Genomic DNA, 15,588 nt, shown 5'->3' with positions numbered 1-15,588 from the left:
TCCGCCCGCGGAACCTCAAGGGTTTATTCAAGGCGGGGTCAAGATGTCGGGTTGAACGCCCCGGGGTGGATCTGTTCCCGCGTCGCGCCGTACTGCTGGCGCACCGCGTGACCCACCGCCAGCTCGTCGCCGGGCTCGAAAATCTGGGCGGCCGCGCCCTGCCAGGCCGGGGGAGCGCCGGGCGACAGCGTGCCCTGCGAGACCCCGAGCGCCCACGCCGCCTGCCGGGCCGCGCCGAGCGCCGCGTAGTCGGCGGGCTGCGGTACGACGACCTGCGCCCCGAAGATCGCGGGCGCCGCGGCCTGCACGGCGGGCAGCTCGGCCGCCGCACCCAGCAGAAAGACCCTGCGCACCTCGACCCCGCGCCCGCGCAGCACATCCAGGGCGTCCGCGAGCGAGCAGAGCATGCCCTCGAAGGCGGCCCGCGCCAGATGCTCGGGCTTCATCGACTCGCGGCGCAGACCGCTCAGCGTCCCCGCGGTGTGCGGCAGTTGCGGAGTGCGCTCGCCCTCCAGATACGGCAGCAGCACAAGCCCCGACGAACCGGGCGTCGACTTCATCGCCATCGCGGACAGCTCCTGGAGCTCGCCGAGCCCCAGCAGTTCGGCCGTGCCGCGCAGCGCCCGTACGGCATTGAGCGTGTGCACCACCGGCAGGTGCATCCCGGTCGCGTCGGCGAACGACGTAATCATCCCGCTCGGATCCGCCAGCGCCTCGTGGTGCACGGTCATCACCGAACCCGAGGCCCCCAGCGACACCACCGCGTCACCGATCCCGACGCCGAGCCCGAACGCCGCCGCCATCGTCTCGCCGGTCCCGGCGGAGATCAGCAGCCCCTCGGGCGTCGTCCCCGCGGCCTCGGCCGGGCCGAGCACCTCGGGCAGCGCGACCTGGTGCCCGAGCGCCAGCTCGACCAGATCGTGCCGGTAGGAGCCGGTGCCGGCCGACCAGAAGCCGGTTCCGGAAGCGCCGCCGCGGTCCGTGGTCCTGCGGCCCGGACGGCCGAGCAGCTGCCACACCAGCCAGTCGTGCGGCTGCAGGACAGCCGCGACGCGACGCGCCGTATCGGGCTCGGCGCGTGCCATCCAGCGCAGCTTCGACACCGGCTGCGCGGCCTGCGGCACCGAGCCGACAGCCTCGGCCCAGGCCTGCCGCCCGCCGAGCGCGTCGATCAGATCCGCGGCGGCGACCTGCGCCCGCTTGTCGTTGCCGAGCAGCGCGGGGCGTACGAGATTGCCCTGAGCGTCCAGCGGCACCAGGCCGTGCTGCTGGGCGGAGACGCCGATGGCCTGCACGCCTTCGAGCAGCCCGCCGGCCGCCGCGTCGCCGAGCGAGAGCAGCCAGGCCTGCGGATCGATCTCGGTGGCTTTCGCCTCGGCGGGGTGCGGTGCGTACCCCTGGCGCAGCACAGCACCCGTGTCCGCGTCACAGACGACGATGCGCGTGAATGCAGACGAACTGTCCAAGCCGGCGACTATCCCCATGACACAAGATTCTGCCGCACGTGAGGAGAGTCGGCGTCACGTGTTGGTGGTTCCCCAGTCGTCCTCGCCGTTCGCGGTCCGCTCCCGGAGCGACCGCACCCGCTCGGCCACCGAGTCGGGCACCCGGTCCCCGACCTTGTCGCTCACCGCGTGGAAGGCCTTGCCCGTCACGTGGCGTCCGTTCTGCGCGGCGGACTCCACGGCATTGCGCACCGCGGGATTCTGGGAGAACTGGCGGACGGACTTCTTCAGCTGCTCGTAGCGCTCGCGCCCGGCCCGTGTGCCGATCACGTAACCGAGGGCCAGTCCGGCGACGAACGTCAGCTTGTACCGCATGGCTGCCACCCTTCCCTTGCGTCGGTGCAGGCCGCCTACCCGTCGTGGCCCGTGATCACCCGGGCCCATACCGATTGGCGGAGCACCCCCCTGCTTGCGCTAATGTATGTGTCGCAGCGGGCACACGCCCCCCGGGACGCCCGGGGTAGGTACGTTCGGTGCATACGCAGCAATCCCCTGTAGCTCAATTGGCAGAGCAGCCGGCTGTTAACCGGCAGGTTACTGGTTCGAGTCCAGTCGGGGGAGCGCGATCCCCTGTAGCTCAATTGGCAGAGCATTCGGCTGTTAACCGGAGGGTTACTGGTTCGAGTCCAGTCGGGGGAGCGGAACCGGAAGAGGGCCCCTTGGGGGTCCTTTTTCGTGTGTGATCTGCGAGTTCGACGACTTCTGGAACCGGGCAGGGGGCAGCGCAGTCTTCATGATTGCGCGTTGCCGACCATCCGAGGCAGGAGATCGTATGAGCGGCTATGCTGCGGCAGACGGCGCGCACATTTGTGCGCGACGCGCCGTTAGGGGCGGTAGCTCAGCCGGTTAGAGCAGCGGACTCATAATCCGTCGGCCGTGGGTTCGAGTCCCACCCGCCCCACTACGCAGGCCTCTGACCTGCAGAAACGTCTCATCGCGGGTGCGGATTCAGGACTTTGGCCCAACGGACTGAATCCGCTGCCCATGAGTTCGACAGCGTTGCCGTCGGCGGTAGTTCGAACTGGCCTGACCTACGCGGATGTGGTGGCCCCACGGTCCGGGAAGTCACCGCATCCGGCCAGTGTGAGCGGCTGGACGGCGAATTCGGGACGCTGGCAGGACGCAGGGAATCGGAAGCGACTGCCTCGGCACCATGTTGCCCGACACCGCTCCGGACGTGGGTGGTGTAGTCCGCGCGGTGTGGCGGCAGGCGGCCGGGGTGCTGCGCGGCCTTTGGACCGGAGGGCTGTCGCCCGACCGAGGCGCGGGAGAAACGGCCCGTACTGGAAATGGCCCGAAGGACACTTCGGTTCGCGCGGAGACGCCTTACGGGGCGCGGCTGTACGAGCGCCCGCGGGGAGCTGGGTTCGGAGAGTCAGGCTCTCCAGGGCTGGTGATCTACGTGAGCGTTCCCCGGCGGAGACATGGACGCCCGCGAGTCTGGGAAGCAGGCTTCGGGCCCAGACTCGCGGATGCCTAGGATGTTGTTTGGTCCCACGGGGTCGGGTCGCGCCAGGTTGGGGTGGCTTCGCCGGTGAGGCGGCGAGGCAGGACGACGAACCCCGTGGCATCATCGGTGCGTTTGACGATGGTGAGCGCGAGGCGGAGCCGGGTGCGGGCCCCAGTCGACGAGTAGGCGTATCCGCCGTCGGCCCACACCAGGGTGATCCTGCGGTGGAGTTCACGCAGTCGCTGCAGCAGCCGCATCGCGGCATCCCGGTCCTGGACGCTCGCGGCGGTGACCAGCACAACCAGCAGCAAGCCCAGGCAGTCCACGACCTGCCCTTTGTGGCCCGCCACCTTCTTCCCGCCGTCCCGGCCGACACCGTCGGCGCCGACGGTGTCGGCCGCCCACGGGGACTGCGAGACGACGATCGCCGCCGTCGGCGTGCGGCTGCAAGCGTACACTGCTGGGCAAATCGCACTTTTTATTATTTTAATCTTGCAATTCTGGCGGGAGCGTAGCCAGAACCGCCGGATCCGGCGTCCGATCTGCCCGGAAGGTCCGCTGCGAGTGGCCGTCGGCAGCTTGGGAGGGCGCGGGCGGATCACATAGGCGCCAGGAGGAAGATTTCTCGATGACCCGGCCCGATGACCCGCGCACTGCGGCGGCCCGGATGTTCGCCGAGGCCGGCGCGTTCGGCGAGCTTCTGGCCGGGATCGAGTGGGCGGCGACGCCGCTCGGGCCCCCCGAGTCCTGGCCGGGGCCCCTGGTGGACACCCTGCGCCTCATGCTCACTTCTGAGCATGGCATGGCTCTGTACTGGGGCGCCGAATTCGCCACGCTGTACAACCTGGGCTCCTCACCCATTGTCGGCGCCAAACACCCCTGGGCGCTCGGCAGGCCCTATAAGGAGGTGTTCCCCGAGGTCTGGGTCCACCCCGTGAGCTCCCACTTCCACTATGTGACCGACACCCGCAAGCCCCTGCTGATCCCCGATGAGCCGCTCATCATGGAGCGCCACGGCTTTCCGGAACAGTGCTACTTCGACTCCGCCTTCCAGCCCGTGCTGCTGGACGACGGCACCGCCGGCGGCGTGCTGCAGATCATCACCGAGACCACCGGCCGGGTACTGGGCGAGCGCCGGCTGCGCCTGCTGAGCGAGACCGGCGCCCGCACCGCCGGGCTGCCCACCCCGGGCGAGGTCGCCCGCGTCGTCGCGGAGGTGCTGGGCTCCTATCCCGAGGAGATCCCGTTCCTGGGCCTGTACCTGGCCTCCGAGCCGGGGATGCTGCGGCCGGCGGCCTCCGCCGGGCTCCGGCCAGCGCCCGAGGCCGTCTCGCTGAGTGCGGCCGACGGGTCGAAGGTCGCGGCCCGGCTGGCGCAGGTGGTCGCCGACGGTGCCCCTGCCACGCTGCCAGCCGCCGCGCTCACCGGCGGCAACACGGCCGGGCAGCACGCCGCGGCCCCCCGGCTCCCAGTCGAGCAGGCGCTGGCCCTGCCGCTGGACTGCGCGGGCCAGGTGGAGGGCGTCCTGGTGGTGGGCGTCAACCCCTGCTTCCCGCCGGCCGGGGCCTACCGGGACTTTTTGGAGGTGCTCGCCGCCGCCGTGGCCGGGGCGCTGACGGCCGCGCTCGCCCACGACGAGCAGCGCCGGCGGGCGGAGGCGCTGGCCGAGCTGGACCGGGCCAAGACCACCTTCTTCGCCAACGTCAGCCACGAGTTCCGCACCCCGCTCACCCTGCTCCTGGGCCCGCTCCAGCAGGCCCTGGCCGACGAGGACCGGCCCGAGCGGCGCGAGCAGCTGGAGCTGGCCGAGCGCGGCGCCCTGCGCCTGCTGAAGCAGGTCAACACCCTCCTGGACGTCGCCAGGGCCGAGGCCGGGCAGATGCGCCCGGCCCTCGAGCCGGTCGACCTCGCCGGTGCCACGGCCGAGCTGGCCGGGGTGTTCCGCTCCGCCTTCGAGGCGGCCGGGCTGACGCTGGAGGTGGACTGCCCGCCGCTGCCCAAGCCGGTGTCCCTGGACCGGGAGATGTGGGAGAAGATCATCCTCAACCTGCTCAGCAACGCCCTGAAGTTCACCTTCACCGGCGGCGCCCGGGTGCAGGTGGCCGCGGCCGGCGACCGGGCCCGGCTGACCGTGACCGACACTGGCACCGGCATCCCCGCGGACGAGCTGCCGCGCCTGTTCGAGCGTTTCCACCGGGTCCGCGGAGCCCGCTCCCGCTCCCACGAGGGCAGCGGCCTCGGCCTGGTGCTGGTGAAGGACCTGGTGGAAGCGCACGGCGGCACCGTCGGCGTGGACAGCCGGCTCGGCCAGGGCACCACCGTCACCATGGACCTCCCCTTCGCCGCCGCCCACCGGCCCCGCCCGGCCCCGCCCGCGGCTGGCGCCGGATCCCCCGGGGAAACCCCCACGGAAGGCGGAGGCGGCCGGCCCGGCCGCGCCGCGGCCTACGTGGACGAGGCGCTGGGCTGGCTGGCGGCCGACCCCGTCCCCGCCGCGGCCACCCCCGCGGCACGCACCCCGCACGCCCCCGCGACCCACGATGCCCCCCACGGCCCCGGCCCGCACGAAACCGACCGCCCCCACCGGGCACGCCTGCTGGTCGTCGACGACAACGCCGACATGCGCGCCTACCTCACCCAGCTCCTGCAGCCCGACTACGACGTGCTGCTCGCCGCCGACGGCCGGGCCGCCCTGGAGATGGCCCTGGCGCAGCCGGTGGAGCTGGTGCTCAGCGACGTGATGATGCCCCGTATGGACGGCTTCGAGCTGGTCCGGGCGCTGCGCGCCGACCCGCGCACCGCCCGCCTGCCCATCGTCTTGCTTACCGCCCGCGCCGGCGAGGAGGAATCCGTGCAGGGCCGGCACGCCGGCGCCGACGACTACCTGGCCAAACCCTTCTCCGCGCGCCAGCTGCTGGCGCGCGTCCGCACCGGGTTGGAACTGTCCCGGCTGCGCGAACAGGTCCTGACCGAGACCCGCAACCAGCTGGCCGTGCTGGCCTCCCTGGCCGACGCGGGCCTGCGGCTGTCCGCCACCCTCGACCCGGACCAGATACTGCAGACTGCCGGCCAGATCCTGCTGCCCGACTTCGCCGACCAGATCAGCATCCACCTCACCGCCGCGGCACCCGCCCCGGCGCAGTCGCCCCCGGCATACATCGCCGGCACCCCCCTTCTTGCCCGCGAGGCCCTGGCCACCGCCGCCACCCACGCGATCAACGGCACCGCCCCAGCCCCAGACACCCCGCACCCGCCGCCCGCCGCCGTGCTGGCCCTGCCGCTGCATGCCCACGACCAGACACTGGGGGCCCTGGTACTGGTCCGGCACACCGACTACTCCGCGGTCGAACACAAGTATCTGGAGAACCTCGCCCACCGCCTGGCCCTGGCCTACGACAACGCCACCCGGTACCATAACGAGCGCCGCCTCGCCCTGACCCTGCAGCGCGCCCTGCTGCCCCACCGCCTGCCCCAGGTGCCCGGGGTGCGCCTGGCCACCCACTACCGGGCCAGCAACCGCGGCGCCGAGGTCGGCGGCGACTGGTACGACGTGCTCGCACTGCCCGACGGTGCCGTGGGGCTGGCCATCGGCGACGTCATGGGCCACGACGTGGAAGCCGCCACCGTGATGGGCCAACTCCGCTCCGCCCTGCACAGCCTCGCGATGGAGGGCGCCGGCCCGGCCCGGGTGCTGGCCAAGCTGGACGCCTACCTGCAGTCGCTCGCCACCGAACGCTTCGCCACCTGCCTGTACGCGGTCTACAACCCACACCGCCACCGCCTGCGCTACGCCGCCAGCGGGCACCTGCCGCCCCTGCTGGTAGCCGCCGACACCGCCTACCTGGAGCTGCCCCCGGCGCTGCCGCTGGGACTGGGCAGCACCCCAGTCGACCGCGAGGTGGCGTTCCCGCCCGGCACCAGCCTGCTGCTATACACCGACGGCCTGGTGGAAAACCGGGCGCTGTCCCTGGACGACTGCCTGGCGGCCCTGCGCCAGACCTGCGGCGCGCTGCCCGCCGCCGCCCGCACCGACCCCCAGCAGATCACCGAACGGGCTCTGGAGCTGCTGAACACCCCCGACCGGGTCGACGACGACACCGCCCTGCTCGCCGCCACCGCCGAACCATCGCGTCGAACCGGCGCTACCGATGCCCGACCCAGCACTTCGACTTCCACCGCCGCCAGCTCACCCTTGACGACGGCGACTGACCAGCTGGGTACAAGCGAGCCGACACGCCACACGGAGCCGACAGCCGCAGCCCCGCACGCGCCTGAGGTCAGCTGATTGCCGGGCTGCGGCGCTCCAGCAACACCACGTCCCGCCACACACCGTGGTGGCGCCCAACGCGCTCACGGGTGCCGATGATGCGGAAGCCCGCGCGCGCGTGCAGGGCGAGGCTGGAGGTGTTCTCGGGGAAGATCCCGGACTGGATCGTCCAGATCCCCGCGTCCTCGGTCGAGGCGATGAGCGCGTTCAGCAGCGTGGAAGCGACACCGCGGCCGCGGGTGTCGGGGTGCACGTACACGGAATGCTCCACGACCCCGGCATACGTGCAGCGGTCGGAGACTCCTGTGGCGGCGACCCAGCCGAGCACCGCACCGCTCGAGTCGAGGGCGGCGAAGCGGTGCCCGGGCAGCTTCGCGGCGTCGAAGTTTTCCCAGCTGGGGGCGCTGGTCTCGAACGTGGCGTTGCCCTCGTCGATGCCCGCCTGATAGATCGCCAGGACTTGGTCGGCGTGCTGGGCGGACAGCGGCACGATGACCGCGGCCGACGGGCCGGTGTGGCTGGACATGTGCTGGAACCCCCCGTGGTGGTCAGGCGGCCGTCGCGGCGGTGGTGAGGAGCTTGCCCATGGCGGCGAGCACGGAGGGCTCCACGCGGTAGTAGACCCAGGTGCCGCGCCGCTCGGAGGTCAGCAGCCCGGCCTCCTTGAGCTTCTTCAGGTGATGCGACACGGTCGGCTGGGAGACGCCGACGTCGGAGATGTCGCACACGCACGCCTCGCTGCCCTCGTGGGAGGCGATCGCGGAGAACAGCCGCAGCCGGACCGGGTCGTCGAGCGCCTTGAACATCTTCGCGGCCGTCTCGGCTTCTTCGGCCGTCATGGGGCGCTCGGTCAGCGGCGGGCAGCACGGCGCCACGACCTCGTCGGGTTCCAGCAGCGGCAGCACCTTGGTATTCGACATACGTCTATGTTGACACACGTCGAACTATTCCGTGGAGGGGCCCGTCCCGGTGCCCGGTGCGGATGTCGGCATCGAGCCGGGAGGCGTAGGCAGTCAGGTAGTCGACGACGTCGTCGCGGTGCGGATGCCGGCCGGGGGCACCGCCGCCGAAGGGCATGCCGGGCAGGGAGCTGTACCCGGGCTGGCGAGAACAGGGTGAGGATTTCGTAGCGCCGCGGCCACGAGCCGGCCGCCCGGTCGGACGCCTCCAGCACCACCGGCCTGAGTCCCTGCCGCATAAGGGCGTTCTCCGTGGCGAGACCCGACTGGCCGCCACCGATCAGTGCGACGTCGACGTGCTCCATGAAAAGCTCTCCAATTCGACGAATGTCTATGTTGACGTTCATCGAAGCAGGTGTCATGCTGGCGGCGCAGGACATCGACAGATATCGAAACACCGAGGAGTCGTCATGAACGAGCCCGTCGCCCCCGCCACCGGCACCCCCTATAACTCCGCCGAGGCCGCGCCGTCGTGCTGCGGACCGGCCCCCGCACAGCCCGCCGATGCCACCGCTCCGGCCGAGTCCTCCCCGTGCTGCGGCACCAGCGAGGGCGCGAAGGCGGCCGGGGCCTGCTGCGACCCGGCAGCCAAGCGCGAAGCCGTCGCCACCGGCTCCGGCTGCTGCTGACAAACCGACCCCACCACCGCCCCCTGCACTTCGCACGAGTCCGGAGACATGTGATGAGTGAGAGCACCACCGCCGAGTTGCCCGTTGTCGTGATCGGTGCCGGGCCCGCCGGCCTGGCGGCCGCCGCCCACCTGATCGAGCGCGGCCTCGAGCCGCTGGTTCTGGAGGCTGGCCCGGCCGCGGGCTCCGCGGTGCGCGAGTGGTCGCACGTGCGGCTGTTCTCCACCTGGGGCGAGGTCACCGACCCGGCAGCCGAGAAGCTGCTCGCCCCCACCGGATGGGTGAAGCCCGACGCCGCCACCTACCCGTCCGGTGGGGACTGGGCCGAGCAGTACCTCCAGCCCCTCGCCAACGTCCTCGGCGACAAGATCCGCCTCGGCGCCACCGTCACGGGCGTCTCCCGCACCGGCCGCGACCGCATCGTCGACGCCGACCGCGAAACCCAGCCCTTCGTCCTCCACGTTGAGCACGCCGACGGCAGCGAGGAGCGCATCTTCGCCCGCGCCGTCATCGACGCCTCCGGCACCTGGACCACCCCCAGCCCCGCGGGCGCAAGCGGCCTCCCGGCCCTGGGCGAGCGCGCCGCCGCCGACCGGATCACCTACCGCGTCCCCGACCTCAAGGACCCCGCTGTCCCCACCCGTTACGCCGGAAAGCGCACTGCGGTCATCGGCTCCGGCGCTTCCGCCTTCACCGCCCTGGCCTACCTGGCCGACCTCGCCAAGGGCGACGGCGGTGCGGGAACACATGGGGTCTGGGTCCTCCGCCGCGGGATCAACGGCTCCACCTTCGGGGGCGGCGAAGCCGACCAGCTGCCCGCGCGCGGTGCCCTCGGTCTGGCGGCGAAGGCCGCCCTCGACCAGGGATACGCCGACGCGGTCACCGGTTTCCGCACCGAGGCGATCGAACGGGACGGCGACGGCCGCTTGGTGCTGGTCGCCGAGGACGGCCGCCGCCTGGACCCCGTCGACGAGGTCATCGTGCTGACCGGCTTCCGCCCCGACCTCACGTTCCTCTCCGAGATCCGCCTCGGCCTGGACGAACGCCTCCAGGCCCCGGTGGACCTCGCCCCGCTGATCGACCCCAACCAGCACTCCTGCGGCACCGTCTACCCGCACGGCCACCGCGAACTGTCCCACCCAGAGCAGGGCGTCTACCTCGTCGGCACGAAGTCCTACGGCCGCGCCCCCACCTTCCTGGCCATGACCGGATACGAGCAGGTCCGCTCCGTCGTCGCCGCCATCGTAGGCGACATCGAAGCAGCCGACCGCGTCGAACTCACCCTCCCCGAAACAGGTGTGTGCGGCGGCGCCGGACTCTTCGACACCCCCGACACCAGCGAGACGTCCGGCGGCGGCTGCGCCCCCGCGCCCGCCCTGGTACAGATCGGCAGCGCCGCGGCTACCGAGCCCGCCGAGGCCCCGTCCGGCGGATGCTGCGGCTCGTGACCGACCTCAACGCCGGCAACCGCGGGCCCGCGACCGGAATAGGGGAACGGTCGCGGCCCCGCGCCGCCCTCCCTGCCCTGTGCCTTACGCAGGTCACCAGCTGGGGCATCCTCTACTACGCCTTCCCCGTCCTGAACCCGCAGATCACAGCCGACACCGGCTGGCCGACGGGCGCCACGACCGCAGCGTTCTCCGCCGCCCTGCTCATCTCCGCGCTTGCCGGGATCCGCATCGGCCGAGTCCTCGACCACCGAGGCCCACGCACCGTCATGACGGCTGGCTCGATACTTGGCGCCCTCAGCATTCTCGTCATCGCTACCGCCCCCAACCTGACGGTGTTCGCAGCGGGGTGGCTGCTCGCCGGACTTGCGATGGCGTCCACCTTCTACCTGCCCGCCTTCGCGGCATTGACCCGCTGGTGGGCACCGGATCACGTCCGCGCCCTGACCATCGTCACCCTCGTCGGCGGCCTTGCCTCCACTGTCTTCGCCCCCCTGACCGCCGCGCTCGCCAACCACCTCTCCTGGCGTGCCACTTACCTGGTGCTCGGCGGGATCCTCGCCGTCGTCACGGTGCCTGCGCACGCGCTCGCACTGAACACCCCCTGGCCCAAGGCGCCTCCACCCGCCACCGCGCATACCGACTGCAGTGCGGCATCCGTTACACGCAGCCGACCGTTCTGGATGCTCGCCGCATCCCTCACTCTCTCCGCCTTCGCCATGTACGCCGTCGTCGTTGCCCTCGTCCCCCTCCTGCTCGAACGCGGCTACACCACCACCCAGGCCGCCTGGGCCCTCGGACTCGGCGGCGCAGGACAGACCCTCGGCCGAACCATGTACGCCACGCTCGCCCGCCACACCGGAGTGACCATGCGGACCACCGCCCTGGTCGCCCTCGGCAGCGTCACGACCGCCGCCTTGGCGCTCGCGCCGGGCCCGTACGCCCTGCTAGTCACCTTCTCGATCGCGGCGGGGACCGTCCGCGGCAACATGACCCTGCTTCAGGCCACCGCCGTCACCGACCGCTGGGGCGTCACCCATTACGGCCGCCTCTCCGGACTCCTCGCAGCACCCGGCCATGTCGCAGCCGCCCTTGCGCCCTTCGCCGGGGCTGTGCTCGCGGCGCCGCTGGGCGGCTATCCGCACTTGTTCGGCCTCCTCGCCGCGGCGTCCGTCATCGCCGCCGCCCTCGCCCTGAATACTCTGCCCCGTCACACAGGCGCGTAGAAACGGCGACTGCCGCCCCGCTGTGGGTTCATCCTCCACACCGCGCGTCCGAAGCCGGTTCGCATGGATGACGTACAGCTCGCCTTGGTGTAATTCGCAGTCGATCGATAGTCTTCTCGCAGACGTCCGGCCTGCGATAACGGCCACAGGGGCTCCGCCCCCGAGTTACCGGGGTGGAGCCTCGACGCGTCGGAAGGGGAATCCGCTGCGCGGAGGTTCGAGTCCCTTTTCCGAGCTGTCGCGATCGCTCCTGTGCCCTTCGATTCCGTCCAACTGGGACGCGGTCAGGACGCGTTCGGGACGCAAGGACAGGAACAGACTGACAAAGACGAAGTAACGTCGACACAGCTCGCCTGCTCTGACCTGCAAGAACGCCATGGATCAGCGTAGATCGACAAGGGCCGCCAAGATCCCCAAAGGACTCATAATCCGTCGGCCGTGGGTTCGAGTCCCACCCGCCCCACTCCAGTAGTGCCCTGACCTGCAGAAACGTCCCTCTTGGGGCGTTGGGGCGCGAACTCGGGCTCAGCGGAGAGAATCCGCTGCTCACGGCTTTGGAGCGTAGTGCAGCTCCTGTTGCTCGTGGAGTGGAGGACTTCTCTGACCTGCGATGACGTGGGCGATCAAGGTCGTTGCTGCCTGGAGGGACGGCCTCTGCCGGGCTGGAATTCAAGATCGAGGGGACGCACAGGGGACGCGGGGCGTCGGTAGTGGACCCGCGACCCCGCTCGTATGCCCGTTCTGGGGGTATTCCGGCGGGTGCTGCGTGGTCGCCTTTTGAGTGCCGGAGAGCAAGATCACCTTCGCGGGGGCTGCTCGCCTCCCCCCTGTACCCAAGCGGGAGCAGACGAGGGGGCTGGGCCTGAAGCGGCCCGAAGAGCAGCCCGAACTGAAACGGTCCGGCTGGCCGTTGCTGACGCGCAGTTCTACCCGCCCGGCACGAAATCGCCGTCTCCTACGTCAGCCGGCTGGCCACTCTCCACGGGCTGGACACCCACGCCCTCTGGATCGCAGTCACCCGTTCGGAACCGCCTGGTCCGCCCGCCGGGTTCCCATCCCCGAACGACTCGCCGCGCTGACCGGCCGCGGCGTTCACGCCCTAGCCGGAGCCTTGCCGGAAATGCGCGAACCCGTCACCGGGCTGGGCGATGTTTCCGCCACGCGCCGCAGGCCGGCTGCCACCTCTGCGATGCCCGTCACCGCGGTGGCCGGGTGGTCCGGCTCCTGCCGGACCACACTTACGTCTGTCTGCGGCACAACACCTGATCGCCCCGCCCGACCTCGACCAGCCGGCCGTCGATCTCGCTCAGCTTCCGGAGGTCGTCAACGCCCAGCGCCGGCACCTGCGCATCATGCAGCGTTACTGCTGGGAAGCGACCTACGACGCGGTGCTGAGCGCCCTCATGATCTGCGCGCACATCTGGGCCGACTGACGTCTGCCGGGCGAGACGTTCCACTCCTGGTACACCTGGGACAGCCGGACGCACACCCTCATCCCCTTCGATCACGGCCCGGTCCTGTCTGCCCGGTGCTTTGTGCCGGCTGCGGCGCGTCAAACGCACGAAGCCCCGGCTGTAGAGCGTGCCTGGCCGATCATCCACGCAGTCAGGCGGGGAAACTGTGGTGCTCGCGGAGTCGAGGCCGGGGTAACGGCGCTGCTCGGAGCGGGTGCCCCCGGCTGGAGTGGGCAGCCGCGTGCCCCTTCTGTGGTCGAGGTCGACTATCTATCTGACCAGCGCGCAGAAATCTATGTCGGCCGGAGTAGACATTGAGTGGTGGTGTGGTTATGGTTTCTCTCGTAGCCGAGATCAAGCAAGGCCCGGCAGAGACGAACTGCCGGGCAGCAGTACAGGCAGTTCGCAGGACGGTGCGGTGGTGGAGTTCCGGAGCCAAGGTTGTTGCAGGACGGCGACGGGACTGGCGACCGGACCGGGTGGCCCGCAGTGATCAGGGGCCGCCGTGAGCAGTACCGCAGTGGCAATACCCGTAAGTGCAGTACTCAGCAGTGAAGTCAGTGAGCAGCACCTCGGTGAAGGCGTCGGCTGCGGACGCGCGCACCGGGAAGTTCGGCAGTGGGGTTCTAAGCCAGAGCAGATGCAGGACGGGCGACGGGGCTGGCTGCCGGAGAGTGGCGCTGTTCGAGGCCACGAGCAGTTCGCAGTACCAGCAGTACGCAGTTCCCGTTTGGTAAGTAGCTCATCCAGAGGGAAGAACGGAGGAGTTGAGCGCCATCAGGATCGCCCGGGCGAATCTTGAGCCCGGGTACCGCAGGACATCGATAGTGAGGTGGTCTCCGGTCAGGCAACCGCGATCCCCGCAACCCCGACAACTTCCAGGTCGGGTCGGCGGAAACAGAAGGCCGGCGCAGTACCAGGGCCGGCAGATGGTGTAGCAGTTCCTTCGGGGCCCTGGTGCCATATGGCACCAGGGCCCCTCCACGCGTTCCACAGAGAGGTGCAATGACAGCAGACGACTCGTACAGCCGTCTCGACGACGACGACTACCCCGCCTACACCATGGGCCGGGCCGCTGAGATGCTCGGCACCACCCAGGGCTTCCTCCGCGCCCTCGGCGAAGCCCGCCTGATCACCCCGCTCCGCTCCGCGGGCGGACACCGCCGCTACTCCCGCTACCAGCTGCGCATCGCGGCCCGCGCGCGTGAGCTCGTCGACCAGGGCACCCCCATCGAGGCTGCCTGCCGCATCGTCATCCTCGAAGACCAGCTCGAAGAAGCCCAGCGCATCAATGCCGAATACCGCCGCGCCGCCGAATCGGTGAATTCACCACCCGCGGTCTGAGGTGGCGCGCGCCCGCCCGGTACCGGCGGGTCCCGCACACGCGGGGTGTGGGCGCATGGGTCGCTTCCTGTGGTGACAGGGTGTGCGGACGTTTAGCGTCTGGTCAGCTGTCATGGTTCGGAAGTTCCCCTTCGCCCACGTCTTCGGCGTGGGCATTCTGCTGTGCTGTGCCGCCGGAAACAGGGGCGATCACCTCCGCCTTCCGCATGTCGTGGGAGGCGTTCATCGACTGGAAGGCATGAGACACGGCTACGGGAACTGTGAAGTGGTTCAACGCGGAGAGGGATCGCCTTCATCGCCCAGGGCGGCGGCGCGGACGTCTTGGCCCACTACTCCGCGATCAACTCGTCGTGCTTCCGTGAGCTCCAGGAAGGCCAGGCCGTGACGTTTGATGTCACCTAAGGCCCGAAGGGCCCCCAGGCCGACAACATCAACCCAGCCTGACATCCGCCCGCGTTCGGAGGGTACGGCTGCCCCGGGGCAGGCCCTGCTGTCCGACGGGTTCACCCGAACAGCTGGCGCCGGCCTTCAGGCGACGGTGGCGGGATCTGGGGGCGCACGGGATCAGGGCCGCGCAGCAACAGCTGCGCGGCCCTGATCTTGTCGGGACCGGCGTACGGGCCGAAGAGGCCGGCGCAGGGCTGAACGGTACGGATCGTGCCACCGAAATAGTCGTGTCCTCCGAGCCGTGAAGGGCGACCGCTCTTGAAACGCTGTGCTCCGGGTGGATCAATATCTATGACCGCGAGGCGAGGGTTTACCGCGCCACGCGGGGAGTGTTATTGCCGCAACTAACTGAGTGGAATTATTTACCGTACACGGGCCGCTACCGCATGCTACTGTCGATCTCAGTTGCAGTTGTGGTTCCCAAAACTTCAAGCGCCTTCGCCGGTATTTTCAGCAACTGGAAGCGTTTGCGTATTGCCGGTCATTTTCCGGACGGGGCATCATCGCGGCGACCCGGTATCCGTGCATCGCGGGTCCCGGCGTACTGCCCCAAAGGAGATATGACATGGCGTCAGGCACCGTGAAGTGGTTCAACGCAGCCAAGGGTTTCGGCTTCATCGAGCAGGACGGTGGCGGCCCTGACGTGTTCGCCCACTTCTCGAACATCGCCGCCCAGGGCTTCCGTGAGCTGCTCGAAGGCCAGAAGGTCACCTTCGACATCGCGCCGGGCCAGAAGGGCCCGACGGCCGAGAACATCGTTCTCGCCTGACGCTGACGCCCACTTTGTAGCTGGGGCCCGCATCCCTCGGGGTGCGGGCCCCAGCTGCGGGTATTTCCCGCAGTGGTGCCACCTGTGGGA

At 70.2% G+C, this 15,588-nt stretch carries 11 protein-coding genes, 3 tRNA genes and 2 pseudogenes; 10 read left to right on the top strand and 6 right to left on the bottom strand.

Going from position 1 to position 15,588, the window contains the following annotated elements:
- Nucleotides 1-38: 38 nt before the first annotated feature.
- A complete protein-coding gene (locus OG741_RS13270; RefSeq protein WP_405597333.1) occupies nt 39-1,484 on the bottom strand; it encodes an FGGY family carbohydrate kinase in 1,446 nt (481 codons plus the stop codon).
- A 36-nt stretch (nt 1,485-1,520) separates the two neighbouring features.
- Nucleotides 1,521-1,820, bottom strand: a complete 300-nt coding sequence (locus OG741_RS13265) for a YtxH domain-containing protein (protein WP_405597330.1) — start codon at nt 1,818-1,820, stop codon at nt 1,521-1,523.
- A 173-nt stretch (nt 1,821-1,993) separates the two neighbouring features.
- Between OG741_RS13265 and OG741_RS13260 the strand changes: the two genes are divergently transcribed.
- The 3 genes from OG741_RS13260 to OG741_RS13250 all read left to right on the top strand — a co-directional run bounded on the left by OG741_RS13260 (nt 1,994) and on the right by OG741_RS13250 (nt 2,406).
- A tRNA-Asn gene (locus OG741_RS13260) sits at nt 1,994-2,066 on the top strand.
- A 5-nt stretch (nt 2,067-2,071) separates the two neighbouring features.
- Nucleotides 2,072-2,144 (top strand) — tRNA-Asn (locus OG741_RS13255).
- 188 nt (nt 2,145-2,332) lie between these two features.
- Nucleotides 2,333-2,406, top strand: a tRNA-Ile gene (locus OG741_RS13250).
- Nucleotides 2,407-2,981: 575 nt separating this feature from the next.
- Here OG741_RS13250 and OG741_RS13245 read toward each other — a convergent pair.
- Nucleotides 2,982-3,413 carry a transposase gene (locus OG741_RS13245; RefSeq protein ID WP_405597328.1) on the bottom strand — a complete coding sequence of 144 codons (432 nt, stop codon included), beginning with the start codon at nt 3,411-3,413 and terminating at the stop codon, nt 2,982-2,984.
- A 170-nt stretch (nt 3,414-3,583) separates the two neighbouring features.
- Here OG741_RS13245 and OG741_RS13240 point away from each other — a divergent pair, with 170 nt between their 5' ends.
- Nucleotides 3,584-7,240 carry a SpoIIE family protein phosphatase gene (locus tag OG741_RS13240; RefSeq protein WP_405597325.1) on the top strand — a complete coding sequence of 1,219 codons (3,657 nt, stop codon included), beginning with the start codon at nt 3,584-3,586 and terminating at the stop codon, nt 7,238-7,240.
- Here the strand turns inward: OG741_RS13240 and OG741_RS13235 are convergent.
- From OG741_RS13235 to OG741_RS13225, 3 genes and pseudogenes are all read right to left on the bottom strand, one after another.
- Nucleotides 7,233-7,748: a GNAT family N-acetyltransferase gene (locus tag OG741_RS13235; protein WP_405597323.1), complete on the bottom strand. Its 516-nt coding sequence runs from the start codon at nt 7,746-7,748 to the stop codon at nt 7,233-7,235. The two genes, OG741_RS13240 and OG741_RS13235, sit on opposite strands and share 8 nt — an antisense overlap.
- 22 nt (nt 7,749-7,770) lie before the next feature.
- The gene (locus OG741_RS13230) at nt 7,771-8,142 is read right to left on the bottom strand and encodes an ArsR/SmtB family transcription factor (RefSeq protein ID WP_405597320.1); all 372 of its coding nucleotides are present in this window, start codon (nt 8,140-8,142) and stop codon (nt 7,771-7,773) included.
- 46 nt (nt 8,143-8,188) lie between these two features.
- A pseudogene (locus OG741_RS13225) lies at nt 8,189-8,486 on the bottom strand (FAD-dependent oxidoreductase); the annotation flags it as partial.
- Nucleotides 8,487-8,591: 105 nt separating this feature from the next.
- Here OG741_RS13225 and OG741_RS13220 point away from each other — a divergent pair.
- The 6 genes and pseudogenes from OG741_RS13220 (at nt 8,592) to OG741_RS13195 (ending at nt 15,498) form a co-directional block, all read left to right on the top strand.
- Nucleotides 8,592-8,810, top strand: coding sequence for a hypothetical protein (locus OG741_RS13220; protein WP_405597317.1), 219 nt, complete (start codon nt 8,592-8,594; stop codon nt 8,808-8,810).
- 53 nt (nt 8,811-8,863) lie between these two features.
- The gene (locus tag OG741_RS13215; RefSeq protein ID WP_405597315.1) at nt 8,864-10,258 is read left to right on the top strand and encodes an NAD(P)-binding domain-containing protein; all 1,395 of its coding nucleotides are present in this window, start codon (nt 8,864-8,866) and stop codon (nt 10,256-10,258) included.
- Nucleotides 10,255-11,484: an MFS transporter gene (locus OG741_RS13210; protein WP_405597312.1), complete on the top strand. Its 1,230-nt coding sequence runs from the start codon at nt 10,255-10,257 to the stop codon at nt 11,482-11,484. Before OG741_RS13215 ends, OG741_RS13210 begins: the two co-directional genes overlap by 4 nt.
- 2,459 nt (nt 11,485-13,943) lie before the next feature.
- The gene (locus OG741_RS13205) at nt 13,944-14,282 is read left to right on the top strand and encodes a MerR family transcriptional regulator (RefSeq protein WP_405597309.1); all 339 of its coding nucleotides are present in this window, start codon (nt 13,944-13,946) and stop codon (nt 14,280-14,282) included.
- Between the two features lie 260 nt (nt 14,283-14,542).
- A pseudogene (locus OG741_RS13200) lies at nt 14,543-14,684 on the top strand (cold shock domain-containing protein).
- Between the two features lie 610 nt (nt 14,685-15,294).
- Complete coding sequence (locus OG741_RS13195) at nt 15,295-15,498, top strand: cold-shock protein (protein ID WP_266516097.1); 204 nt, start codon at nt 15,295-15,297, stop codon at nt 15,496-15,498.
- Nucleotides 15,499-15,588: the final 90 nt, after the last annotated feature.

Origin of the sequence: Streptomyces sp. NBC_01410 (genome assembly GCF_045040195.1) — a bacterium.
GTDB lineage: Bacteria > Actinomycetota > Actinomycetes > Streptomycetales > Streptomycetaceae > Streptomyces.
The sequence above is the reverse complement of the archived record's forward strand: the minus strand, read 5'-3'. Positions and strand labels throughout refer to the sequence as shown.

Excerpts from the sequence above, each read along its gene's own strand:
- OG741_RS13270 (WP_405597333.1), bottom strand. The coding sequence starts at position 1,484 with ATGGGGATAGTCGCCGGCTTGGACAGTTCGTCTGCATTCACGCGCATC.
- OG741_RS13265 (WP_405597330.1), bottom strand. The coding sequence starts at position 1,820 with ATGCGGTACAAGCTGACGTTCGTCGCCGGACTGGCCCTCGGTTACGTG.
- OG741_RS13240 (WP_405597325.1), top strand. The coding sequence starts at position 3,584 with ATGACCCGGCCCGATGACCCGCGCACTGCGGCGGCCCGGATGTTCGCC.
- OG741_RS13235 (WP_405597323.1), bottom strand. The coding sequence starts at position 7,748 with ATGTCCAGCCACACCGGCCCGTCGGCCGCGGTCATCGTGCCGCTGTCC.
- OG741_RS13230 (WP_405597320.1), bottom strand. The coding sequence starts at position 8,142 with ATGTCGAATACCAAGGTGCTGCCGCTGCTGGAACCCGACGAGGTCGTG.
- OG741_RS13220 (WP_405597317.1), top strand. The coding sequence starts at position 8,592 with ATGAACGAGCCCGTCGCCCCCGCCACCGGCACCCCCTATAACTCCGCC.
- OG741_RS13215 (WP_405597315.1), top strand. The coding sequence starts at position 8,864 with ATGAGTGAGAGCACCACCGCCGAGTTGCCCGTTGTCGTGATCGGTGCC.
- OG741_RS13205 (WP_405597309.1), top strand. The coding sequence starts at position 13,944 with ATGACAGCAGACGACTCGTACAGCCGTCTCGACGACGACGACTACCCC.
- OG741_RS13195 (WP_266516097.1), top strand. The coding sequence starts at position 15,295 with ATGGCGTCAGGCACCGTGAAGTGGTTCAACGCAGCCAAGGGTTTCGGC.